Here is a 23602-nt window from a genome sequence, read left to right as displayed (position 1 = left end):
CCTGTATGCCGGCCAACCCGTCAAATTGATCATCTGGGCCATACCGATAAGCGTGATGGCACTAGGGGTTGCCATTTTGTGGGAAGATCTGCGGGGATAGCTCACCAGCCACCACCGCTATTTTTGCTGCTGCCGAGCAAGCAACAGCGCGCGTACGAGTGCAGCCGCTTTCTCGGCGGCCGGTACCGCAAGCTGTTCGCGGAGATGGTTCATCGTCCCCCGCGGGTCTCGAAAATCCCGGCCTCGTGACCTGGGCGACAGAGGGTGTCGTTCCGGCGGGTTTGGAATAGACGCCGGTGGATGGGTTTCTCGGCATTCATCGTCTCCGAAGAAAAGCCCCCGCGCATCGCGAGGCCATTGATGTGTGCTGCAAAATCTTAGGATTGTTTAGATGCGTTCCTACCAGAGGCCACTTTGCTGCCGAGCAAGTAGCGCGCGTACGAGCGCGGCCGATTTGCCAAAGTCGGCCGGCGGCCCGTTCTGTCCGCGGCGATCGTCCTTCGCGCCCCGCGGGTCAAGGTCCGGCCTCGGCGTGGGAATGGGCATGGCCGGCGGCGAAGGGACGGCATGCGCGGTCGCTTTGGGCTGTGCCGCGATCGCCGCTTCAATCATGCTATCCGGATAAAGATCGCCCGATGTTCCCTGCTCTTGAGTGATGAGGGCGCGAAGAAACTTCTTTGCCATGACCGGGTCAGTCAAGCGAAGATCGTCGTCAGGGTCGATGCCCATCGATCGCGCGATGTTAGCGGCCGCTTCGAAAGCGCCGGGTGTCCAGCCGCCGTCTCCAGCGATGATCTGATTCGGCGTCAGCATGCCTTTTCGATACTTCCTCATGACCTGCCAGAAATTGTGCTCCATGCCAGCTTCCGGCGTGGCATAGACGACTTGTCGATCGCCCTGGTCGGTGTTCTCGGAAGGGCCGATGATCCCTGGTCTATGCTGGCCGGCGTATTTGAGATTGGTGGGATTGTTGTTGCGCATGCCTGCCGGCAACTCGGCGCGACGAGGGGGATCGGCCAGAATGGTCTTAAGCTCTGCCCCATCATTTGCGGACACGGCAGCACCACCACCGGCGACCGGCGCAGCGGGCTGCCCCCGACGATCTTCCGTCGTCACCTGTGGATCGCGATATCCCGGTCTCAGTGTCGGAATGGGACCGTTATCAGGCAGCGGAGCGAACGTATCGCCACCAGGCTGTTCGGGCGCCATTGGCTGGTCTTGACGATAATCCGTCGTCACCATCGGGTCGCGATAGGGTCTGGGCGTCGGAACGGGTATGTTGGCCGGCGGAGCGAAAGGATCGGCGTCAGGCGTGGCGATGAACGACGGATCGGCGCCTGCGGTCATGAACTGCGGCAGAAAGGCCTCTGCTCGCGCGCGCCGCTTGGCAGCCTCGCCCCCCGGCTGATCGTAGCCTTTAAATTGCCAGGCTCTGTTCATCAGGCTCTGCGCCTCCTCGACCGATCTTGCGCTGTTCAGCCTGGTGATCAGCCGAGGGTCCTCCTGCAGGAAGAACTCGGCCTGCGTCTGCGGGCTGATTGCTCCTGGCTTTTCGCCTTTGGTGGCAGCAAAGTTGTAGAGCTTTTGCAGGCGGGTATCGCGCCACGACATGATGCCGCCGGAGGTGCCTTGCTTCCCGCTCTCACTCGGGTCGGACCAGGAGCTGTTGGCTCTCTTGGCCGAGAAGCTGCTTTCGGACTGGCCGGTCGAGGCGATAGCGGCCAGGGCATAGGGGTTCGAGACCTTGGTCTTCACCGTGCGCATGAAGCCGTCATAGACATTGCCGTCGACGGGTTGGGGGGCCGATGCCGCGGGGGCGCGGTACGCCGGTCTCGGCGTCGGAGCGGGCCCGTTATCAGGCAGCGGAGCGAACGGATTGTCACCAGGCTGAGCGGCCGGTGCCATCGGCTGTTCAGCGCGATCATCGGTCGTGATCATCGGGTCACGATAGGGTTTCTGCGTCGGGATGGGCACGTTGTCAGGCAGCGGACCGAAGACATCGTCGCCAGGCTGAGCGGCTGGCGCCATCGGCTGTCCGCGGCGATCGTCTGCCGCTGCCAACGGATCGAGATAGGGTCTTTGTGTCGGAACAGGCCCGTTGTCGGGCAGCGGCGCGAAGGGATAATAACCTGGATCGCCAGCCGGCGCCGCGCTACCGTCGCCGCTTGCCTGCTGCTCCTGCCGGCGGATCGCCAGTCCGCCCATGAGTGCCTGGACAAGACGCGCAGCCCCTTGCCAGGGGGATTGTACGGGATCCGACTCCATGCCCTGCTGCAGCATGGCGTAGGCCAGCTGCTTGCGCCGGTCGCTGATGTCGCCCTGCGTCTGGCCGGTATCGCCGCCGGATATGAATGACTTTAATGACATGAGCCCACTGCCCTTTCGTAATCGACGCGGTCGAAACCGTCTGTTCGAACACCGCGTTCGGATGAATCTTGCGCATATCGTCGGACATCAGGCCGATATTCGTCGGGCCGCCGTCCTTGTATCGGAAGGATAGACTGGCAGGCCGTTATCCAGCGTGCCAACGCGCCTATTGCTTCAGCTGCCGGTCCGGCGCACTGGTCCGCTGCCGAAGAGCAACGACAGGAAGCCGGGAGAGGTCGCCGCGGGGGTCGAAAGCGCAGCCGCCGGCGCGGCGGTCCCTGGGTCGCCCCCCGCCTGCTGCTCCTGCCGCTGCTGGCGGATCGCCAAACCGCCGAGCCCGCCATCGGCAAGCCGCGCGACCCCTTCCCACGGAGACTGGATCGGGCTCGTATCAGCGCCCTGCTGCAGCATGGCGTAAGCCAGCCGCTTGCGCTGGTCGCTCAGGTCGCCCTGCGTCTTGCCGGTATCGCCGCCGAAGAGGAAGCCCATCACACCACCGCCTTTTCATAATCGACGCGATCGAACCCATCGGCATCTTCGAACACGGATTCCGGGTGAACCTCGCGCACATCGTCGGACATGAGGCCGATCTGCACCGGGCCGCCCTTCTTGTACCGGAAGGAGTAGACCGGCAGGCCGTTATCAAGCGTGCCGACACGTTTGATGTTCTCCTTCAACCGCCGGTCGGATCCCATCGCCCAGCCGCCAAGCAGCGACGAGCCAAGGCCGAACAGACCGCCCATCGCAGCATTCGACTTAGCGAGCTGCTGATTGTATTGGCCCATCTGCTGATTGTAGTTTTCGTTGATCAGCCCAGCCTGATCCACAGTCGGCAGCTGCGTCGTCGGCGTGTTGACATAGCTCGGCTGATGGACCTGCGAGCCCGACAGCAGCGCCGAAATCTCGTTCAGCGGCTGGTTTCGCTCGGTCAGGATCGAATTCTGGGCATTCGAATACATGTCGCCGAGATACTGGTCGGATGCGGCCTGCTTACGCGTCGAAAAATCGCGCAGCGCGTTGTCATAGGCGGCAGAACCCATCGAGATGCCCTTGTCGGCCAGGCTCTGGTCGAGGCTCGCCTGGTCGCGGTCCCACTGATTGTTGAAGCCGGATTGCCAGTGATCGTTGACATATTTGTCGACATTGCCGGCGCTGAGGTCGACATTGGTGCCGAGCACACCCGAAATCTTGCCGGTCTGGTCGTTGGCGAGCCTGGCAAGGCCGAGCTGCGTCTGCTGCGTCTGGTCATAGATCGCCTGGTTCTCGGGCGAATAGGTCTGATAGGCCGAATAGGTCGGCAGCCGGTAGGTCTTGCCGTTCTGGTCGGTCATCGTCTGGTAGCCGCTGACCTTGTATTCCAGCGCGCCATCCGGCGTGTACTGATTGGTGTGGCTGAGCCCCGCATTGGCGATGGCGGTGTCGACGTTGGTGGCCGTCTGCGCCGCTGCGGTCTGTGTCGGATCAGGCGCCTTTGGGGCCTTCGGCGTGGAGACCATAGGGAAAATCCTCTTTCATGATTGCGTAAAGCAGCGCGTCGCAGTCGCCGAAGTAGGCCTGCTGGCGGCCTTCCAGGCGGGCGCCGAGCCTTGCCAGAACGTGCTGGGCTCCGGCATTGTCGGCGCGGGTTCTTGCGGTTGCGCGGCCGCAGCCGAGCTGATGCACGACATAGCGAAAGACCGATCGCATCAGCGTCAGCGTCAGCCGGTCGGCGGCGAGCGAAACCTCGACGTCATGCTCGGTCCAGACGTTAAAGACGAAGCCGGCGATGATCCGGCCGCGGTCGATATGGGCAAGCGTGGCGTAAGGCGGATGAAAGCTCACGCCGATCCTGTTGCCGACCCAGGTCGCGATCTCCGCGCGCGGTTCGGAGACGATCAAATCGGTGCGCCTTTTTCGTAAAGCACCGAGCCGCCGACGACGGCCGCTTCCGAGACGGAGCCGGATGAGCCGGAGATCAGCGCGCGAATCGTCGGCGCCAGGGCCGAACCGGCGCCGCCGGCGGAGGCGAATTTGCGGACAAGCGAAATGCCGGGGAATTTCGCGACACCCCAGACCGCCATTCCCCACTTCGCCGCCGTATTGTTTTCGATCGACGACAGCAGGACTGTCGGAATCTTGGTCTGATAGTCGACCGAGATCCCGGCATACATCAGCGTCGACACCCCGATTTGCGCCGTCACCCCGATCAGCTTCGAGAGTTTGGTCGAGAGGCCGTCGCCATAGCGGCTCCAGGCGCCGACCATCAGCGCATCGATCGCCACGCCATTGTCATTGGCGCCGACTTCGGCCTCATAGACCGTGCCGTCGCTCGCCCCGAAAAACAGCCGGTCCTGCCAAGTCGTCCAGCAGGAGGCGGGCATGCCGACGAAGCGGCACCAGGCCCCGGTTTCGGTGTTCATCACATATTGATAGGGGCCGAAGGAGGACGGCAGGTTGACGATCGCCATCTGCCTGGCCGGGAAGCTCGAAAGCTGCCACTCCTCAGAGGTCGTGCCGGTCGCTGCAACGGTCTCGCGCCAGGTCGGGCCGATCTTGGCGGTGATCGCCCCGAGGCTGGTGGCGCCCCGGTCGAGCTGCACGGCCTTGGTGATTGGCACGATCCCATCCGTCGTCATGATCGCCAAATCGGCGCCGACCGACAGCAGGCATCGATCGGTGCCGAGCGGCCGGCCGAGCTTGAAGGTGCCGATCAGGCCCCAATTGGAAGCACTCGAGGGATCGGAACCCTGGAAGACGATCACTTCGCCTTCCGAGGAGATCAGCACAAGGCACTGCTGCAGGCCCGTCGAAACGGGGATGGTCCAGACGTTGATCGCAATCAGCGTGCCGCCATATTTCATATTGCCGCCGACCGGCAGCACCGTCGCCGCGCCGCTGACGGCGTCGGTGGCGAGATACCAGACATTGGTCGAATTCTTCTCGATGAACCACAGGCGCGAGCGATAGGCGGTAACGGCGATCAGCAGCGAGGCGTCAGGAATGCCCGTGATCATCGTCGAGGGCACATAAGATGTGGCGACGGCGCCCTTTTCAAGCTGCGCATTGGTGACCGAACCCGAGACGGTGACGACAAGCGTGCCGGCAGCCGGCGTGAAGGCCAGCGACACCCGGTTGGCGACGCCTGTCCCGCTCAGCGAGCCGGTGAAGGCGCCGGAAAGGGTGACGGAGCCGGTGCCGAAGAAACTCAGCGTATAGGCCGTGTTCCTGATGGCAACGTTCTGGGTGGCGAGCGTTGCGGTACCCACCAGAAAATTATTCGTCCAGGCGGTGCCGTTAAAAAGCAGCGGCGTGTCCAGGCCGTTGACGAGGCGCAAAAACTCCTGGCCGGCCGGGTTGGTATATTGCTGCACCGACCAGTGGGCGCTTGCCATGCCGGAGACGACGGGTGCAGCGACGGCACCGCCCGCCGTCACGTCGAATATCTTGTCGCCGGCCGCGGCAAACAGCCTGTTGCCGACACCGGAATAGGGAATGACCGTCTGTACGCCGGCGCCAAGCCCGGTGGCAAAGGCGAGGAAGCCGTAACGGGCGCGCACCCGGTTGGCTTCGGGAAAGAAATTGTCGAGCTGGAACGCCGCATCTTCAGGCATATCCGCCATCTCGACATCGGTTCGCCAGCCGCCGATCGGCGCGATCCAGTCTTTGCCTGGCGAAACGCGGCGGGTGCGCCCGTTTTGAGGGACAGGTCTGCGGGTCATGGATTGGATACCGTAATTGTGCCGGGCCAGTAATTCTCACCCGCCTGCCCCCGCCCAGGCAGTGAAAGGTCGACGGCGCTTGCCGCCCGATCGGCGCCGATCGCGGCTTCCTTGGATCGCTCGAAACTGGCGATCTCCTCGCCATAGTCGAGGCCCTTGGCCCGCTTCCACCGCCAGATCAGCGAGAGTTCGAGAAGGTCTTCGGGGAAACGGGCGGTATCGGTGTCACCAGCCCAATTGGCGGCATAGGTCGCCTCGCCATTCACCGCCACCCAGAAGCCGGAAATATACGCGTAAGCCATCGTCTCGCCTGCAGAATTCGGATGGATATCGAGCTTGCCGCCGGCCATGCGCCAGATCTCAGGCACCGGGTTCGAATTGAGGATGGTATTGCGCTGCCAGGTCTGCGGCTCCACCGGGCCATTCAGCTGCCAGAGGCGCGAAGCGTTCCAGATCTTCGAATTGGCGGCGAAGCGGTCCCAGTCGGCGGGCGGCTCGGCCGGCTCCGGATTGGCGCCGGTCGTTGCAAATTGCCGCTGCACCATCAGCGCCGACCAGTCATGCTCGCGCATCAGGTCGCGGCCGGCGCGGGTGGAGAGAATGCGCAGCTGCATGATCTGCGGATCCGCCGAGGACATGACGGCCGTCGGCGGATCGAGGTCGATCTCCGCGCAGACGTTCTGAATGATGGTCAGGAGCGACATGCGCGGATCTCCGGTTCAAAGCAGAGCTGTGGGCGTGGCGAGGAGGGTTGTGCCGCGTGGCCCCCTCATCCGCCCTACGGGCACCTTCTCCCCGCTGGGGAGAAGAGGGAGTCGAGACGTCGCGGCATAACCCCTTCTCCCCAGCGGGGAGAAGGTGGCCCGAAGGGTCGGATGAGGGGGCCGCTTGCTTTGAGGCTTCATCAGGCCGCTTGCCGGCTGCGGCCTTTGCCGTCCTCGCCGTCCTTTTCCAGCGCCTCGAAGCGCAAGGCCATCTCCTTCATCTGCTCCTGCAGCCGCGTCACCTCGTCCTTCAGCCGCTCGTTTTCGGCGGCAAAGGCCGAGGCAGCGCTGGAGTTTTCAGCGGTGGCGAGATAGGCCCGAGCAGCCGCGACGAGTTCGTTCGCCCCCATGCCCACCTTCTGCTTGACGGTGTCGGAAAGGGCAGCGAGCTGCTCGACGGTATAGATATTGACCGCCTCCAGCTCCTTGATCTGGCTGGGCTTCAGATAGGGCCATTGCGAAAGCGGCGTGCCGGTCAGCTGCTCGCGGGCAGCCGCGCCTTCCTTGAATCGCTTATAGGCATCGGAAAAGCGCTGTTTGTCGTTGTCGGTGACCTCGCGATAGACTTCGGTATGTTTGTCGCCCGAGATGAAGATGCGGACGAATTCCTTGTCGGCAAAGATCGGCCGGCCTTCCTTCTCCGTCAGAAAGGTCTGTTCGACCGGTTCGAGGCTGAAAGAGGCATAAATTCCGGTGTTGCTGTCGGGCATGGTGTTTGTCTCACTGTTGATGGCGGGGAAAGGAAGCGGGCGCCGAAGTGCCGGCTTGATGTCGTGCGGGTGGCTGCCCCTCACCCTAGCCCTCTCCCCGTAAAAACGGGGAGAGGGGACGTGCCCCGCGAAAGGTTGGAGGGGAACGGAGAGGTCGCGGCATATCCCCTTCGCCCCGCGAGCGGGGAGAAGGTGCCGGCAGGCGGATGAGGGGCACGCCACGCATAGAGAGGTTGGCGAAATGGGCGCCGAAACGCCCGTTGATGCTTGGTTTAGTTCACCTTCGACAGGAACGGACGCAGCAGCGTTGCTTCGAGCACGCCGGTCGCGGTGATGGTGATGCCGGTGCCGTTGGCGGTGGCGTTGGCCGAGAGGGTGATGCTCTGGACGACGCCGCTCGGGCTGTAGGTGATGCCCGAGATGGTGGTTCCGCCTGCGATGCCGGTGCCGGAGACGGCCGCGCCGATGAACGGGCCGGAACCGGCATTCAGCCCGGAAACGCTCGTCAGCAAGTTGGAGCCATTGACCGTGGTGGCCGTGAACGTCTGGTTGGCCGCCGCGAAGTTGACGTTGGCGATGGCCTTGGTGGTTGCCGTGGCGGATGCCGGGGCGCTCGCCTGGCCTGCCGTGGTGGTGGTTTCGGCAACGACGAGGGCCGCCGTTGCGGTTGCGACCAATGCCGGCGCCTGGCCATTGCGCTGCAGCCAGATGTAATAGGTGCCCGGTGCAAGCGTGATGGCACCGACCGGACCGCCGGTCAGCGTCGGAGGCTGGGCAGCACCGGAAAAGACACCGCAGCGCTGGCCGACGACGGCAGCCGCCGTGGTCAGCAGCGAGGCGACATAATCCCTGGTCCACTGGAACCATTGGCCGGGCTGAAGGGTCGTCTGCGAGGCCAGCACCAGCTGGCAATAGACCCATTCGGATTCGCGGTCCCCGCCGGCGACAGCGCCGAGGGAGAAGTTCGGGCTCGGAATACCGGAGCCGGAAACGATCGGGCCTTCGACGACGAACGGGTTCGCGCCAAGACGATCGGACTGGATTGTTGCGATCGACATTTGCTTTTCCTTTCGTTGACGATCAGGCGAACAACACGCCCTGCAGGAAGGCGTTGTTCATGGTGAGGTTGCCGGCGAAGCCCATGAGCTGCACGAAGGCGTCCTGGTTGGTGTTCATGCGCTCATCGCCGATCGGCGCCATGTCGCGGTCGCGGTGCGGGCGGTAGAACAGGTACTTGGTGTTCAGAAAGAACATCTGATTGAGCGGCGCACCGCCGCCGAAGCCGCCGTCGAAGATCACGTCGGCGCCCATGTATTGCAGCGACTGGAAGCCGGCCATGCCCTTGTCCGCCGAGGTGATACGCTGGATTGCCTGCAGCGATTCCCAATAGAGGCGGAAGAAGTTGTTGTCGGCGACGACCAGATCAGGCGCGTCGGAGCCGCGAACGCAGGACATATAGAGCCGGTTCATGTAGCTCTGGATGTTGGCGTTCGAGGCGGCCGCACCGCCATCGGCCGAGGCCGAGAATTTCTGGTTGCGCCAGAAACCCCAGGTGGCGCGCGAGATGCCGCCGACGGTGCCCGAGGTCGGCGAGGTCGAGATCAGCAACTGCAACCCGCCGATCTGACGCCCGCCATCGGCCGTTCCGTCGGAATAGCAGTCGAGCGCGATGTTGTTCTTCAGCGTCGTTTCGGCGTTCTCGATGCGCTGCTCGAGCAGATCGAGGATCGCATCCTCGCCTGAGTTCTGTAGCTGTTCGAGGCCCGACATGGAGACGGCGACCGCCGCCTGCTTGAGGTCGTATTCGGCAGCGGTGATGACGTCGGAGGGCTGCACGTTCAGGATATCGTAACCAGAGTCAGTTCTGTTATCGCAGAGGCTCTTTATCCCCTGCTTCTTCACCTTGCGCCAACTCAGTGAAGCTCAGACTATATCTTCCCATTTGCTATGGGCCGGGATTTCGTGGGCAGATTATTCTTTCGTCACTGCCTAGTCGTTCGACCTTCCGCATCCCTCACAATCCATTGGATTGCTACATATGCGGCTTGGTTCGGGATTGCCATCATTTTGATTCAGATGTTATTATTAGAATGCAACATCTGATTGGCGATGGTTTCCCCCGAATTAACCCGGTTTTTCACCTGAGGTAATACGTGCCAAAGATCACTTTGACATGTGAGTATTGCGGAGCTTCTTTCGAGAAATGGCCTTCGGCGATCCGCTATGCGGAAGCCGGTGGAACATCGTCTAAATTCTGCTCTAGAGCCTGCGTCGGCAAAGCCCGATCAAATGGTTCGATCGGAGCTAAAAAGACGCGAGGCTCGACCCTTGTTTGCGAGGTGTGTGGGAGTGGTTTCTATCGAAGCGTCAGCGACATCAAGGCGGGTCGGTCTCGGTTTTGCTCCGAGCCCTGCCGCCAGCAGGGATTTAAGCTGAAGCTGATCGATAGAAGCCTCCCACGTCCTCAAAACCTAAGGGGCAAAACAATCACATGTGTCGTTTGCGGGGATCAGGCATACCGCAAAAAATCGATGATCGAGAGGAACATCGATAAGACCTGCGGCGATCCTAAATGCGTGTCGGCCTATGGCAGGTCCATGTGGGGACTTGAGCCATATTCTGAAGAGGAGTTCTTGAAGCCGCGTCCTAGGCGCCGATACCGAACCACCAATTTCACGCCATTACAGCGAAAGAAGTGGCTTGGAACGGAGTGCGCTCATTGCGGTTCGAGTTCCAACCTAACGCTGGATCACATAATCCCTTGCTGTGCCGGCGGTACAAACGTTCAAGAGAATGCTCAAACGCTATGCGGCCGCTGCAACAATATCAAAGCTGCCACGACGGACAGGCTTTTGGCACGCAAGCAAACCTCAGGCGGCGGCTGCAAAAGTTAACCGCTTGAAGGTGCTGTTTTCCTGGTACTGCAGTTCCTGAACGATGGTGCGGCCGCCGGAGATGGGCTTCTTGCGGCCACGGCTGTTCAGACGGGTGAGAAGACCGTTGTTCTTCGTCACGTCGTCGGCGACCGTGCCGCTGCGGTTGCGCAGCGTCGTGGTCACGATTTCAGAGAGATTGGGCGAGATGGGCATTGATCATTCCTTTGATCAGACTTGACCGCGCGAAAAGCGCATGGCGTCGCGCAGCGAGTCTCGGATTGAGGTGGGCTGGCCTCTTGCCGCATCGCGGGTCGGGCCAGGCGCGGAAGAACCAGAGATGGATCGCGAGGCGCGGCGGGCTTGATCTGCCGCTGCTGCCTTCTGGGCTTGCTGTTCTCGGGCGGGTGCCTGCGCAGTCTGGCTGATCAACTGCCGGCGAATGTCCGGGCGCATCCAGCATGCGGCGTCGTAGGCGTCCTGAAGCGACGATGCCCGCCCTGCATTGATAAGAGCGATCATGTCGTCAAGCACGTCATCGGCATGCGCGTTTGCCGGGTCGGAAAGAAAGGCATCGACTTGAGTTTCAGTGTCCCTTTTCCGCAAAACATGTTCGACCGTCGCCTCGACGTTGATGGGTCGAGGCTGCGGTCCTCCTTGCTGTAGTCCGGGCTGTGGTCCGGCCTGCTGCGCATTGCGCTGCAGGACCTGTTCCGTCTGGCCATTGACCAGGGCGTGAAGATTGACCCCGGCCATCCTGGCGACGTGAACGACGGTGTTGACGGGATCGTGGATCAGCGCCTTTTCCCAGTCGATCGCCCGGCGCATGACATCCGCATGGGTCATGCCGGCCTGGCGGATGAGCGGCGTGAACTCCTCGAGCCCCTTGTAATCCTGCAGGACGCGGAAGCCGTTGTCGACCTCCTGCTCCCGCTTGGTAATGGCCGCCTGCACTTCGCCTGGAAGGGTCGCGAATTGCGCCTTGGCTTCCGCCGACCAGCCGGGCGGAACCCGACTGCCGATGCCTGCCGGCTGTTCCCGGGTCTGCATCTGGGTCTGTGCTTGCGGCGTCTGTTGAGCGGCGTTTGCCGCGGGCGCCTGCCCTGCGCTTGCCGCTGCGGCTTGCTCCTGTCCCTTGGCCAGGAAGCGGCCGTTTTCCCCGTCGCGCGGCTGGCCGGCGATATCGCCCGGTCCATTGCCTTCGACGGTGTCGATCGCCGCCTTCAGGCTGTCGCGGATGCTGGCTGGCCTGTCATTCAGGGGCCTCTCGTCGAACGCGCCAAAATCTTCGCTGCCGTTGCCGGCCTCGTTCAGGTCTTCCATATCCATGTCGGAAACTTCCTTTGTCGGGGATTGATGCCCGTAAAAACAAAAGGTTAGAGCGTTTTGTTCTAGGCGTTATATTTGGCGTGAACTCGCCGCAATTCGTTTCGGATCGCCTTTCGATTGGTCTTCGGCTTCTCGATCGGCTGCGGCTTTTCGTTGCCGATCTCGACCACGCCGGCCGCTCGGTAGGCCGAGCGCAGCTTGGCCTTCGAGGTGTAATGCCTGCCGTCATGCATCGATTGGATGTCGATACTGTCGCTGACGAAATGCGGCGCCGGCAGATCGGACTGCGCCGGGTTCGCAGCCGGCATGCAGTTGTGCGGCCATTTATCGAGCGGGTGCCAGCCGCCGCAGACGCGGCAATAGCGTTCTCTCATGCTTTCACTCCGTTCACTGATAGGCGGGCTGCTGCGCCTGGAACTGCTGCAAGGCCTGCGCCGCCGCCTCGCCGCGCGCCTGTTCCACCAAGGCGCGATGCTCGATCTCGGCTTGCGCCACGCCAAGCTCGGCTTTCCGCTGTTCGGCACTCGCCTTCACTTCAGCCGTTTTCAGCTTGATCATCTGCTCGGCCGGCGGCTCCGGCGGTTGCTTCGGCGCGGTTGCGGCCTCGGAGAGCTGGGCGCCGACCTGCTCCAGCGTGCTTTCGAGCTGGCGCCCGGCCCTGAAGCCGCGGGCGGCAAAGAGCAGCGTCTCGACCATGACGGGCACCAGCATCGGGTTCTGCTGCGCCATGGCGCCCGCCTGCTGCAGGAAGCCGCCGATCATCTGCACGAATTCCATGCGGCGCTGCTTTTCGGCGTCCTCGTCGGGCTCGATCGTCGAATCCGTTTCGATATCGATCTGGAAGCCGCGAATGCTGTCATTGCGCAGGAGCTGCACGACCTCGTCGATCGTCGGCTGCTGCATCATCTGCTCAAGTTGCGGCGGCATCTGCGGCGGCGGTGGTGCGGGTTGCCCCATCTGCTCGGCGCGCGCCGCTGCCTGCTGGGCGGCCATCTGCATCTGCTGCATCTGCATTTGGACCTGCTGCTTCTCAGCCATGCTGGGAAGCTTGATGCCGCTCACCAGCATCAGCGTTTCCGGCTGGAACTGGTCGCAGATGATTTCGCCGGCAAGGCGGATGATGTCGCGGGCGAAGCGGGCAAGCTCGGCCTGGCGGTCGCGGATGCGGATCGAGCCCCACTGGCTCTTGATCCGCTGCGCCGTTGCCGTCTCCGACGCCTGGGTATCGCCGCGGACGATGTCGGAGATGCCGGTGATCTGGTAGACGTCCTCGATCAGCTGCTTGCGGGCCTGGATGCAGGCGATGATCACCTTCTGCACTTCGTCGATCGGCAGCGTTACGATGGCTTTCGAGCCGCCCTTGTCGGTGAAGGCAGCCCATTCTGGGATCGGCACCATCACCGTATCGTTTTCCGGCCGCATCGCCTTCTCGATCGCCGGCGAGATCGCGCCGTCGCCGGAGGGATAGAACACTTTCAGGCGCAACTGATCGGTCAGCTTGTTGACGCGCTTCGTCAGCAGATCGATCTCGTCACACTGCTGCTGATAATAGACATAGTCGGGAACCGGGATCAGCGAGCTGGTCGACATCGTGCCATAGGCCGGGCGCGGGCAAGGCCAGAAATGCGTCAGATCGAGCGGCGGCTCCGACACTTCGAGCGCCACCGGCGCGCCATCGGCGATCCAGACGGTATAGTTTTCGCTCTTGCACCAGATCTCCCAGACATGGGTCTTGCCTTCGTTTTCGGCGCGCTCCGTCTGGTTGCTGCCCTTGTTGCTGCCGGCAGCCTGAGCTGAGAGCGATGTCATGGCGTCAGGGCCGAAGCGTTTCTCCAGCTCCTCGTCGGTCATTGGCACGCGCCGCGCCACCCATGTCACATCCTTCCAGCGCCGGGCCGGCGAATGCAGGAAATCCGACCAGTGCACATAATCGATGCAGACACGCTCGTCGCTGATGACCTCGGGCGGGGCTCCGCCATCTTCGCCCACGCCGTCGCCGGACAAGCCGCCCAGGAAGCCGTTGGGGAGACCTTCGGGGAAGCCACCATTCGCCGGCGGGTCGGAAGGCTGGACGCCCATGTCGAGCGGCTCGAAATCGGCCTCATAGCGCAGCCAGACGGTGCCGCGGGCGCAGAGCAGGAAATCGTCGCGCACCGCCCGCATGATCGAATCGATATCGGCTTCGTCGCCCATATAGGCGAGGTTGCGTTCGACCAGCTCCGAGGCCATGCGCGCCACCGGCTGGGCGTCCTTGAAGCGACGCTCGACGACGGGCTGCGGCACCCGGGCGTAGACCGCCGGCTGCAGCACCGAGGTGTTGGCCCAGAGCATCGGAAACCGGCGCTTAGCCGCATTCGCCTGGTCGGACTGCTGGTCGAGATAGATCTTCTCGATCTTGACGCAGCGGTCATGCCAGGACCTGAAATAACGCTGAGCACGCTCGAGCTCCTGCTGCCACCGGGCGCCGACCTTTGCGAGGTCCCATTGCTGCCCGTCCGCCAAAGCCGTCGTTTCGTCTTCCATCAAACACGCTCGCTATGTCTAGGGGTGGCATCGGCAAATTCGTTGAATGTCATCGTCTGGAAGGTCGGCAGGGCTTTGGCCTGCGGCTTCAGCGGTTCAGGCGCCAAGCCGGTGAAGATGATCGCCAGACCGCCGAAAGCGTCGGCACCGTGCGAGGCCCAGTTATGCAGCGGCTCGTCGCGGAAGACGCTCAAATCCTCGTCCCAGTCCTTGCGGTAATTCCGCAGGCACTTGATGCCCTGGATGCAGCCGGCCTGATCGAACTCGATCTTCGCCAGAATGCGCCTGGTGCCGTTGATCCGGTCATGGACATAGGCGCGCTCGATCTTGCGGACGGTGCCGAGACCGCGGGTCTTGACCTCTCTCAGCATCACCTCGATGCGGGTCATGCCGCCGCGCGTCCATTCCCTGACCTTGATGTCATGCGGCATGTTGTGGACGCCGTAGACGTAGCCGTGCTCGGCCCCGCGCCGCTCCAGCTCGTCAAGCATGCCGTCCATGCCCGTGCCGGTATGCTCGAAATAGCCGATCATCCGCACACGGCCGGGCAGCACCTGAAACAGCCAGACACTGTTGGTATCGTCCATGCCGATGTCGGAGATGGTGTGGACGGGATAGCCTTCGACATGCGGGAAGACCCCGATCCGCTCTTCGGCATCGGCCACCGCCATCTGGTCGGCGTAATAGGCGCCCTCGACGCTCGCCTCGAACGCTTCGGCCGGCGTCGAGGGATATTCGCGCTTCATGTCGCCGAGCTGGGTTTCGGCCTTCTTGACGTACCAGGCCTTCTGCCCATCCGTCAGTGTGATGCCCTGGTCGGCCAGGTTGCCGAAATACTTTGCGAAAGCATCGGTGATGATGACGCCTTGAGGCGCGATCGCATATTGCGGTTCCTTCCACCAGGGGAAGAAATGGAACTTGAAGTCCAGCTCGGTCAGCTCTAGCGCCTGGCGCTGCTTGACCTGGCCATCTTCGCAAAGCGCGTAGAAATGCCCCTCCTGGCCTTCCGCCGTGCTTTCGACGAAGACCAGCTGGCCGGCCTGCACCGTATTCAAAGCACCGGTGCGGACTTCCCTCGCCTTCTCCGGATATTTCGCGCAAAGCTTTCCATATTCGGAAATATGCAGATATTGCAGCGTTCCCGAGCGCAGCGAGGTGCCGACACGGATGCTCGAATTATTGCCGAGCAGCAGTTCGGTCTGGTTAGCCCTGACGACAGGCACGGCGTTGCGGATACCATCGGGCAGATTGTCGTAGGGATATTTGATCTTGTCCCGGAAGATCGTCTGCACGTCGCCCAGCGTATGGGCGATCGTGCCGGCGCGGATATCCCGGTTGAAGACGCAGGCATCGAGCATGAAGATCTGAATGAAGGTCGTCAGACCCAGCTGGCGGGCCTTGAGCAGCACATTGAGGTAATGCATCTGCTCGAAAAAGGTCATCTGCGTCCAGTTCATCTCGAACCTGACGCGTTTGCCCGATTTGTCGGTGATCCAATAGAGGTTGTTGAGACGCCAGCGCCAGTCGGAAAACTGGTCAACCGCCGTTTGGAAGTCCGCGCGTCTTGCCATTGATATCTTCCAGCAACTGCGAAACCTCGCCTGTCACGATGCCACGGTCGGGCTCGACCTTGGAACCGTATTTCTTCGGCCTCAGCTTCTCGGCGACCCACTGACGGGTGGCGATGCGGAGCTGCGAACGCCTTATGGCCTCGCCATTCTCCTGCCAGCCGGTGGTCTCGCCGCTCGCATTCTTCTTTTCGATCCAGTCGTCTGCACGGTCATCGGCAATCTCGACCATCTCGTCGACGAAGCCATCCGCCTGGATCTCGCGCGCCAGGGCGTATTTGGCTCGAAACGCTGCCTTGTTGTCATCGGCGAGCCACGACAGCACACTCGACATGGCCGGCATCCCTTCATCCCGGCAGATCGACCGCAGGCTTTCCCTGTCGGCAATGCGCTCGCAAATCCTGTCGGCAATCGCCTGGGTGAACTTGATGGGTCTGCCCATGAGGCGCCGCTTCGGGAGGCTTCTAGAACAGCGCGACGATGTTGGATGCCGTAGTCCCGGTCAGCGCCACGATGGCGGCGTGAACCGGCAGGATCGTCCCAGCCGGCACGTTTCTGAAGATGACCGGATCCACGTCCCGACGCGGCGCAATGGCAACATCGCCCGTCGTGCCGATATAAAGCGCACGCGCACCGACAATAGCACTATCGTTCGGCGTCACCACTGCGGCCCGCGAGGCCGGAGCAATCGAAGGGTCCATTACAGTTCTCCTTTGAAGAGGCGAGCGCTACCCGGCCCGATCCCGATGTGATCGAAGATGAGAGGTCAGGCGGAAGAGGATGTGGGATCAATGATGATCTGGAAGCTGGCCGGACGGTGACAGACACACCGATCAGAGCGCGGCGCCGACTTGGTCGACATCACCTTCTGGATTCAAATTTCGCAGCTTGGATTTACGGTAGTCTTAACTGATTTGCCGGGGGGTGATCAACGGCTAATCGTGGGTCGCGCGTCAGTTTGATATCGAGCCTGCCCGACCAAGTGGGCGCCCCTTGCACCCGCCAGCGGCCGGAATTGGGCGAAACGCTACCGCACACACGCCCAGTTAAGTCTCGTCCTGCCGCCGAATGTTGATTGTGTCGGGACCGGGAGGCAGGATGGGGAAACTCGTACCCATCTGCTGCGTCGCTATGGCGCATAGAGACGAGAACGACGACCAGACAGTTGTTGCCGCAAACCCCAAGGCGAGTTCTCTGGCATCAGGTTTAGCGGACGCCGCACGTACTCCACAATAATATTTCGCCGTGATGCTTGTTACATCGTCAGGTTGATCCGGATAAGTTTTTCGCAGAGCGAAAATGCAAGCAAAAACCACAATGTCCGTATCCATTATCTCTAAATCGTCAATTTCAGCGTCGTACTGAAACTCAGAGTCGGGCTCCTTTTCCGCATCCATCGCCGACTGTTTGATATCGACTTCGATTAATGAGAGGCCGATTACACGATGCCTTTTGGCATCCGAGTGGGGCTTCCGCTTAGCCATGAACAATCCGCATCTTATCGCTCTTAATCACGGCCGCAACTGCGTGACCTGTGAAAGTGGTTGGCCGACGCAGGATACCGAATTCGTCATTTGAAAGCTGGCCCTTGCCCCATACCGAGGCGACCTGTTTCGCAGTTATAACTCCGTGGATGCGATCCGAAAGCCGGGTGCATTCAAGTTTTTCGGATATTGCTAGGTTAGTCCAGTGGTTAAGTGACAGACCATCATCTGCGGCGGCCATCGCTGCGCGGCGGTGGAGATCAGGCGAAATGCGAACGTTGAATGATCCCTTAAATGGCCTGCTGGGCTGACGTCCATTGGCTTCGCAATGAGCGAGATAATTATCTACCAAATCCCGCAGGACGTTTTCGGCCTCAGATGCCACGTTAAATTGTGCGACAAGAAGATCGTCAATATGAAGGACCTTTACGAAGAAGGCGCCATCGTCATATTCGACCAGAGCTTGATAGTCTTTGTATTTGATCGTGCTCATATTAAGCCCAGTTCCTCCAAGAAGGCGCGAAGATTTCGGACGACGTACCGGTGAACCTCGTTACCGGGATGGGGTTCATGAAGCATGAAGGTCCGGTTGTGTATGGGGTGATAGAACTTTCGTCCTGATCCACCTCCGCCAGTTTCTTCCTCGAAGCCGAACGACACAAGGATCTTGACGATATCCCTGTATGGGTAAGGCCCATGACATGCTTTCAGTTCCTCAATCAGCCTATCTGCGCGCGACATAGACCATTATCCAACGTCTATTCCACGGCGATCGTTCCCATGCAACTGAAAAATAGTCGCATTTGAATCTCGCATATACATGGGGATAGTTTCGAGCAAGTTAAAGCCTCTGGCGCACACAGCGCTAGTAAACGAGTCGTATCATCCATGATAGACCGCACTGCGCTAGAAGAAAGCAAGGCCAGAATGTAAGGGACTACATTATCCTAGTGGTTTTTTTCAAGAACAGATCAGATGCTCTTTGTCCCACAGGACTCTCGATTAAATGGCGCGGGACAAAAACTTGGCAATTGTGCCATATAATCAGTTGGTTTTGTAGGCGGTGCTCCATGCCGAGGATCCATGTCCGCTGCCGGTGGCGGCCAACGTAGATCCTCGGGACAACAAGCCCTGGGATGACGGAGCAAGAGGTAAGCTCTGCGGCAAACTCGCGATGGTAGCTCAGTAACGCTGGCCGGCTCTCAAGCCTTGGCGAATGGCGCGTACTATCCGAGGGCGCCGCCGATTTGGTCGACATCACCTCTGGACTCAAATTTCGCAGCTTGGATTTGCGGTAGTCATAAATGATCCGCCGGGGGGTGATCAAGGGCTTTTAATCGCAGGTCATGCGCCGGTTTGAAATCGCCCCGATCGACAGAACGCCTCACCGCTTTTCGAGCCTTCAGCTCCGGCGTACAATGAGCAGGCTGTTGAACAAACGGTGGAGAAGTTCAGTGAAAACCACGAGACTTTTTCTTTGCCTTGTCGCTTTTCTCAGCGCCACGCTCGCTGGAAACCCAGCTGATGCCGACGAAATGGTTCACTTCGAAAGCGCGCCCGTCAAGCTCAGCCCGTTTCGAATCCGCAAGGCCAATGAACAGGGAGAGAGCCTCCCTCAGCCGCAAGGCACCCCCCTGCTCGGATATGTGTCCCGCCCTCAGGGTGATGGTCCCTTCCCGGCGGTCGTCGTGCTGCATGGATGCGAGGGCATGCGGTTGAGCGTCAAAGACCTGTGGCCGAAACGGCTGGTCTCATGGGGTTACGTCGTGCTTGTCGTCGATAGCTTCACCACCCGCAACATCAAGGACACGTGTGAAAGCCGTCTCCCAGATCGCGTCTTCGACGCCTATGGCGCTTTGAATTTTTTGTCGAAACAAAGCTTTGTCGATGCGAGGCGCGTTGCGCTGATGGGCTTTTCAGCGGGCGGCACGGCGACGCTGGAGGGAACAAAAATCGAGGGCAACGAACAGCTCATGGACCGAAAATTCCGGGCAGCGGTTGCCTACTATCCCCTCTGTGCCGGAAGTCAGGGCGATGCGACAGTGCCGACCCTGATCTTGAGTGGCGACCGAGACAATTGGAGCCCGGCCGACCGATGCCGGAAGAGGCTTGCCGGTCTGAGTGACAATAGCCCGCCCATCGAGCTCAATATCTACAAAGGTACCTACCACGATTTTGATGCCCCGGCGTTTAAGGTGGGGCGGCGGGTGTTTGGCCATATCGAAAAATACAATCCAGACGCCGCCGAAAAGTCCATCCGCAGCGTTCACACATTTCTTCAGAAGTACCTCTCGAACTAGCGCGCGTACTCGAGGCCTGTCGCCGGCGGGCGTCTGGCGAAAAATACCCTAACCGCCGTCATCCCGGGGTCTCTAGCCTGGGATCCATGCCGGCCGGCGAAGGTCGGCATGGTACGCCCGCGGGAGCCGGAGTGCGGGTGAGCTCGCGGGCAAATACAGCGATGGCAGACGCAGTGGCGCTGGACTTGCGCCACTACATCGATATCAAATGGTGCTCGGCCGCGCGGAGGTGGTGGATTGGCTGGCGGAAGACATAAACTCTTCGGCGGTCGGCAGTTTTCCCTGTGGAGTCAGGTCGTCGACGGCCTTGGGAAGATCGCGGCTCAGCCGATCGAGAATCTGCTGATGTGAAAGGCCGGTATTCGAAGCAATCTCGTTCAGAACGTCCGGGCCCAGTGCTTCGGCGAGTTGGCCGTCATTGATGTCGGCATTCTGGCCGGGCTGTACCCACGAGTCGATCTTGTCACCGTGTCCGTTCTGCTGAAACGTCTTCAGGAGATCGCCCAGACCGCCGCTGACGATGCCGCCGGATGTCAGCCCACCGAGCAAGCCGCCGAGACCGCCCGCACCACCCAGTCCGCCAAGGATGCCCCCAAGGCCGCCCGGCTGCTGGTTTCCCGCGCCAGACTGCTGAGGGTTCTGGATGCCCCGCAGCAGCTCCCCGATCTTGTCCCTGTTCTGGTAGCCGGCAACGGCAAGGACGGCGAGAAGCGCCTTCAATTGACCGCTCATCATGATGAATCCTCCAATGGTGCTTCAACGATGCAGCCGGCCCAAAGCAGAGCGCTGCATGGGCAGCAATGTTCGGATTGCCCAAAGGTTCCGCGCCGGCCGCATTCGGTCGACGATCGCCCCGGCCGGCCGACTTATTGCTCACGCCGCGGCTCAGATTTCCGGGCAGCCTCGCTGGTTGGCGAAGGTCATTCGCTCCGGTCCCCGGCGCGTCATCCCCTGGACAACGATGCTGCGGGGAGACATGCGTATGATCTGCACCCTGCGAAGTCCTTCGCTGCGTGCGATGTCGAGGGCATCGTCCGGATCGCAGCCTCGCCGTCCGCGCCGGTCATATCGGTCATATCGATCATATCGGTCGGGGTCGCGATCACGATCGTAAACGCCCAGTCCGCCGGGGCCGACACGCAACTCCAAGTCCTGCGCCGCGGCGATCGTCGGCGCGATTGTCAGCCCGCTTATCGCGGCCAAGCCGACCAGGACAAACTGAAGAGATTGATGCATAACTTCCTCCCACGGTGCTATCACCATTGGAGTAGCAACATCGGCATGCGCGTTTTGTTCCTCATGGCACGAGGGCGTTGGATCATTCCGTAAGAACAGCCGAACGCGCCACCTGAGCGGCGTAGCGACCGGCCGTCGACCAAACAGATTAGTGTTGACTCATCAATTAGCATGCGCTATTGGTTTCTTCATGACCGAAGCCGTTTCCATCACCGCCGTCATGCGCGCGCTTGCCGATCCCACACGGCGGGCCGTGTTTGAGCAGATTGTCAACGCCGATGAGATCACCGTCGTCGAACTGACGCGGGCAAGCAGCGTCACGCAGGGCGCCATTTCGCAGCACCTCAAAGCCCTGAAACAGGCGGGCCTCGTCACTGAGCGCCCCGAAGGGCGGAAGGTCTATTATCGCGCCGAGCCGGAAGGCCTGGAACCGCTTGTCGACTGGATGAGCCATTACGGCCTCTTCTGGCGCGACCGTTTTGCCAATCTCAGAACATTGCTGAAGGAAATCGATCCATGAGCGACACCGCATTGAAGCCCGACACGCAGGAGATCGTGGTCGACGAGGTTTTCCCGCATCGGCCGGAGACGCTCTGGAAAACGCTGACCACAGCGGATCTGATGGGCCGCTGGCTGATGATGCCGGCGGGCTTCGAGCCGGTGGAAGGCAAACGCTTCACCTACCAGACGACGCCCGCCGGCGCCTGGGACGGCACCATTCACTGCCAGGTGCTGGAGGTGAAGCCGAACAAGCGTCTCTCCTATGCCTGGAAAGGCGGGCATGAGGGAAACGCCGGCTACGGCTCCCCGCTCGACACTGTCGTCACCTTCATCCTGTCCGAGGTCGAAGCCGGCACGCGGCTTCGCCTCATCCATTCCGGCTTCATCCTGCCCAGGAATGAAACGGCCTTCCAGAAGATGGGCGAAGGCTGGAAGAAGGTCGTGAAGAACATCGGCGCCATCGTCGACGAGACGGACTGAGGCGGCCGACATCGCACTTGCCGACACAACATTTTATTGAGCAGCATTTCATCAGGAGAGAGACATGAGCAAGCCTTACACCGGCGGATGCGCCTGCGGTGCGATCCACTATGAAATTTCAGCCGAGCCGATTGCGATGAACGACTGCCAATGCCGCGACTGTCAGGCTTCAAGCGGCACCGGGCACGGATCCTATCTGACTTTCCCGAGCCGGCAGGCGGTGAAGCTGGAAGGCCAGGCGACGCATTGGCAAATGGTCGCCGACAACGGCAACGTCAAGACGCGCGGCTTCTGCCCCGCCTGCGGCGCACCCGTCTACATGACCTTCTCCTACATGCCCGACTTCTTCACCGTTCATGCCGCCAGTCTCGACGAGCCCGGCCGGTACCAGCCGCAGATGGTGACCTACACCGCGCGCGGCCTTGCCTGGGACAGGGTCGATCCGGCGGCGCAGACATTCGGAGGAATGCCGCCGATGTGACGCTCCTGCATAAATCCGGTGCAGTCGCCCGTAGATCGTCACGTGCAGTGAACCCGACGCTCACACGAGCTGACGCAGGCGATGCCAGGAGAGTTCAATTTCCGGCATGGTGAAAAGGCGCCGCGCAGCAGCGCGGCGCCGGTGCATCAGGCGACTGTCATGCGGCGATGGAGGGATAGTCGGTATAGCCTTCGGCGCCGCCGCCATAGATGGTCGCCGGGTTCACCTCCGCCAGCGGAGCAGCGGTCTTCAGTCTCTCGACGAGATCAGGATTGGCGATGAATGGCCGGCCGAACGAGAAGAGATCCGCCGCGCCCTCCGTCAATCGCAACGTTGCGCGGTCGAGGTCGTAGCCGTTATTGGCAATGTAGGTGTTTGCGAACTTGGCCCTGAGCTCGGCGTAGTCAAAGGCAGCAGCCTCATTCGGCCCCCCGCGCCCTGCTTCGACGACATGGAGATAGGCAATCCCCATCTGGCCAAGCTTCTCGGCGATATAGTTGAATTGCGCCTGCGGATCGCTCGAGGTGACGCTGTTGACCGGCGAAATCCGCACCCCCGTCCGCTCCGCGCCGACCTCGGCAGCCACCGCCGCAGCGACTTCCAATATCATCCGGGCGCGATGTTCGACCGAGCCGCCATAGGCGTCGGTGCGGGTGTTGGAGCCGTCTTTGGCAAACTGTTCCAGCAGATAGCCGTTGGCGCCATGGACTTCGACGCCATCGAAGCCCGCGGCAATCGCGTTGGCGGCGGCGCGGCGGAAACCGGCGATGATCGTCTGGATCTCATCCAGTTTGAGCGCGCGAGGTTCGGACACGTCGACGAAGGCATTGTTGACGAAGACCTTGGTCTCGGCCTTGATGGCCGATGGCGCGACCGGCGCCTGCGCATTCGGCTGCAGATCGACATGCGAAATACGACCGACATGCCAGAGCTGCAGGAAGATGTGTCCGCCTTTGGCATGCACCGCGCCGGTGACTTTCCGCCAGCCGTCGATCTGGGCTTGCGTATAAATTCCCGGTGTATCCTGGTAGCCCTGCCCTTCCTGCGAAATCTGTGCGCCTTCCGAGATGATCAGGCCGGCTGTCGCCCGCTGGGCATAATATGTCGCGGCGATATTGCCCGGCACGAAGCCGGCGCCGGCTCTGTTGCGGGTCAAGGGCGCCATCACGATCCGGTTCGCCAGCGTCAGCTTGCCGAGTCTGTAGGGTTCAAAAATTGCGTTGTCCGTCATTGCGTTTCTTTCGTCTGATTTCAGGGATCTCTGTCAGGTCTCGGAGTTTCGCGCCGA

General features: G+C 61.3%; 25 protein-coding genes and 3 pseudogenes. 5 read left to right on the top strand and 23 right to left on the bottom strand.

From position 1 onward, the window contains the following. Positions 1 to 399: 399 nt before the first annotated feature. From N1937_RS04690 to N1937_RS04645, 10 genes and pseudogenes are all read right to left on the bottom strand, one after another. Entirely contained in the window at positions 400 to 2367 is a 1968-nt protein-coding gene (locus N1937_RS04690) for a phage tail tip lysozyme (RefSeq protein WP_260057628.1), read from the bottom strand. Then, positions 2358 to 2535 (bottom strand): annotated as a pseudogene (locus tag N1937_RS04685) (tail fiber domain-containing protein); the annotation flags it as partial. The pseudogene N1937_RS04685 and the gene N1937_RS04690, both read right to left, overlap by 10 nt. A gap of 6 nt (positions 2536 to 2541) precedes the next feature. Beyond that, the gene (locus N1937_RS04680) at positions 2542 to 2856 is read right to left on the bottom strand and encodes a hypothetical protein (protein ID WP_260057626.1); all 315 of its coding nucleotides are present in this window, start codon (positions 2854 to 2856) and stop codon (positions 2542 to 2544) included. Further along, a complete protein-coding gene (locus tag N1937_RS04675) occupies positions 2856 to 3863 on the bottom strand; it encodes a tail fiber domain-containing protein (RefSeq protein WP_260057624.1) in 1008 nt (335 codons plus the stop codon). Before N1937_RS04675 ends, N1937_RS04680 begins: the two co-directional genes overlap by 1 nt. Then, entirely contained in the window at positions 3829 to 4245 is a 417-nt protein-coding gene (locus tag N1937_RS04670) for a GNAT family N-acetyltransferase (RefSeq protein WP_260057623.1), read from the bottom strand. Before N1937_RS04670 ends, N1937_RS04675 begins: the two co-directional genes overlap by 35 nt. After that, positions 4242 to 6065: a hypothetical protein gene (locus N1937_RS04665; protein WP_260057622.1), complete on the bottom strand. Its 1824-nt coding sequence runs from the start codon at positions 6063 to 6065 to the stop codon at positions 4242 to 4244. The genes N1937_RS04670 and N1937_RS04665 overlap by 4 nt, the downstream gene beginning before the upstream one ends. Then, on the bottom strand, positions 6062 to 6769 hold the full coding sequence (locus N1937_RS04660) for a phage adaptor protein (protein ID WP_260057621.1): 708 nt from the start codon (positions 6767 to 6769) through the stop codon (positions 6062 to 6064). Before N1937_RS04660 ends, N1937_RS04665 begins: the two co-directional genes overlap by 4 nt. 200 nt (positions 6770 to 6969) lie before the next feature. Beyond that, complete coding sequence (locus N1937_RS04655; protein WP_260059053.1) at positions 6970 to 7539, bottom strand: hypothetical protein; 570 nt, start codon at positions 7537 to 7539, stop codon at positions 6970 to 6972. Between the two features lie 272 nt (positions 7540 to 7811). Next, the gene (locus N1937_RS04650; protein ID WP_260057620.1) at positions 7812 to 8597 is read right to left on the bottom strand and encodes a hypothetical protein; all 786 of its coding nucleotides are present in this window, start codon (positions 8595 to 8597) and stop codon (positions 7812 to 7814) included. Positions 8598 to 8619: 22 nt separating this feature from the next. Continuing rightward, a pseudogene (locus N1937_RS04645) lies at positions 8620 to 9396 on the bottom strand (phage major capsid protein); the annotation flags it as partial. Between the two features lie 674 nt (positions 9397 to 10070). Between N1937_RS04645 and N1937_RS31525 the strand changes: the two are divergent. Beyond that, complete coding sequence (locus N1937_RS31525) at positions 10071 to 10433, top strand: HNH endonuclease (RefSeq protein WP_080635658.1); 363 nt, start codon at positions 10071 to 10073, stop codon at positions 10431 to 10433. Here N1937_RS31525 and N1937_RS04640 read toward each other — a convergent pair. The 10 genes and pseudogenes from N1937_RS04640 to N1937_RS31520 all read right to left on the bottom strand — a co-directional run. After that, positions 10434 to 10628, bottom strand: a pseudogene (locus N1937_RS04640) (phage major capsid protein); the annotation flags it as partial. A gap of 15 nt (positions 10629 to 10643) precedes the next feature. Then, on the bottom strand, positions 10644 to 11741 hold the full coding sequence (locus tag N1937_RS04635; protein ID WP_222295499.1) for a hypothetical protein: 1098 nt from the start codon (positions 11739 to 11741) through the stop codon (positions 10644 to 10646). A 62-nt stretch (positions 11742 to 11803) separates the two neighbouring features. After that, complete coding sequence (locus N1937_RS04630; protein WP_222295500.1) at positions 11804 to 12115, bottom strand: hypothetical protein; 312 nt, start codon at positions 12113 to 12115, stop codon at positions 11804 to 11806. Between the two features lie 13 nt (positions 12116 to 12128). Beyond that, positions 12129 to 14264 (bottom strand): hypothetical protein, encoded by a 2136-nt coding sequence (locus tag N1937_RS04625; RefSeq protein ID WP_260057616.1) that lies wholly within the window; start codon positions 14262 to 14264, stop codon positions 12129 to 12131. Beyond that, positions 14264 to 15835, bottom strand: a complete 1572-nt coding sequence (locus N1937_RS04620) for a terminase (protein WP_260057615.1) — start codon at positions 15833 to 15835, stop codon at positions 14264 to 14266. The genes N1937_RS04625 and N1937_RS04620 overlap by 1 nt, the downstream gene beginning before the upstream one ends. Further along, a complete protein-coding gene (locus tag N1937_RS04615; protein WP_222387383.1) occupies positions 15801 to 16274 on the bottom strand; it encodes a terminase small subunit protein in 474 nt (157 codons plus the stop codon). The genes N1937_RS04620 and N1937_RS04615 overlap by 35 nt, the downstream gene beginning before the upstream one ends. A 22-nt stretch (positions 16275 to 16296) precedes the next feature. Next, the gene (locus tag N1937_RS04610) at positions 16297 to 16533 is read right to left on the bottom strand and encodes a spike base protein, RCAP_Rcc01079 family (protein WP_162119072.1); all 237 of its coding nucleotides are present in this window, start codon (positions 16531 to 16533) and stop codon (positions 16297 to 16299) included. Positions 16534 to 16878: 345 nt separating this feature from the next. Further along, complete coding sequence (locus tag N1937_RS04605) at positions 16879 to 17316, bottom strand: hypothetical protein (RefSeq protein WP_260057614.1); 438 nt, start codon at positions 17314 to 17316, stop codon at positions 16879 to 16881. Continuing rightward, on the bottom strand, positions 17309 to 17809 hold the full coding sequence (locus N1937_RS04600; RefSeq protein ID WP_260057613.1) for a type II toxin-antitoxin system HicB family antitoxin: 501 nt from the start codon (positions 17807 to 17809) through the stop codon (positions 17309 to 17311). Before N1937_RS04600 ends, N1937_RS04605 begins: the two co-directional genes overlap by 8 nt. Continuing rightward, positions 17806 to 18057, bottom strand: a complete 252-nt coding sequence (locus N1937_RS31520; protein ID WP_221975330.1) for a type II toxin-antitoxin system HicA family toxin — start codon at positions 18055 to 18057, stop codon at positions 17806 to 17808. The genes N1937_RS04600 and N1937_RS31520 overlap by 4 nt, the downstream gene beginning before the upstream one ends. A gap of 677 nt (positions 18058 to 18734) precedes the next feature. On the opposite strand from N1937_RS31520, the gene N1937_RS04595 reads away from it, so the two are divergent. Next, positions 18735 to 19616, top strand: a complete 882-nt coding sequence (locus N1937_RS04595) for a dienelactone hydrolase family protein (RefSeq protein WP_260057611.1) — start codon at positions 18735 to 18737, stop codon at positions 19614 to 19616. A 204-nt stretch (positions 19617 to 19820) separates the two neighbouring features. Here N1937_RS04595 and N1937_RS04590 read toward each other — a convergent pair whose 3' ends face one another. Further along, positions 19821 to 20351: a YidB family protein gene (locus N1937_RS04590; protein ID WP_260057610.1), complete on the bottom strand. Its 531-nt coding sequence runs from the start codon at positions 20349 to 20351 to the stop codon at positions 19821 to 19823. 150 nt (positions 20352 to 20501) lie between these two features. Beyond that, entirely contained in the window at positions 20502 to 20852 is a 351-nt protein-coding gene (locus tag N1937_RS04585) for a hypothetical protein (RefSeq protein ID WP_260057609.1), read from the bottom strand. Between the two features lie 190 nt (positions 20853 to 21042). Here N1937_RS04585 and N1937_RS04580 point away from each other — a divergent pair, with 190 nt between their 5' ends. The 3 genes from N1937_RS04580 to N1937_RS04570 all read left to right on the top strand — a co-directional run bounded on the left by N1937_RS04580 (position 21043) and on the right by N1937_RS04570 (position 22314). Continuing rightward, on the top strand, positions 21043 to 21372 hold the full coding sequence (locus N1937_RS04580) for an ArsR/SmtB family transcription factor (RefSeq protein WP_222295506.1): 330 nt from the start codon (positions 21043 to 21045) through the stop codon (positions 21370 to 21372). After that, on the top strand, positions 21369 to 21833 hold the full coding sequence (locus tag N1937_RS04575; RefSeq protein WP_222313146.1) for an SRPBCC family protein: 465 nt from the start codon (positions 21369 to 21371) through the stop codon (positions 21831 to 21833). The genes N1937_RS04580 and N1937_RS04575 overlap by 4 nt, the downstream gene beginning before the upstream one ends. 64 nt (positions 21834 to 21897) lie before the next feature. Next, positions 21898 to 22314, top strand: coding sequence for a GFA family protein (locus N1937_RS04570; RefSeq protein WP_260057604.1), 417 nt, complete (start codon positions 21898 to 21900; stop codon positions 22312 to 22314). Positions 22315 to 22471: 157 nt separating this feature from the next. On the opposite strand, the gene N1937_RS04565 is transcribed toward N1937_RS04570, so the two are convergent. Next, entirely contained in the window at positions 22472 to 23545 is a 1074-nt protein-coding gene (locus N1937_RS04565) for an alkene reductase (protein ID WP_260057603.1), read from the bottom strand. Positions 23546 to 23602: the final 57 nt, after the last annotated feature.

It is taken from the genome of Rhizobium sp. WSM4643, from assembly GCF_025152745.1.
Taxonomy (GTDB): domain Bacteria; phylum Pseudomonadota; class Alphaproteobacteria; order Rhizobiales; family Rhizobiaceae; genus Rhizobium; species Rhizobium leguminosarum_I.
This window is presented reverse-complemented; position numbering and strand designations above follow the sequence as displayed.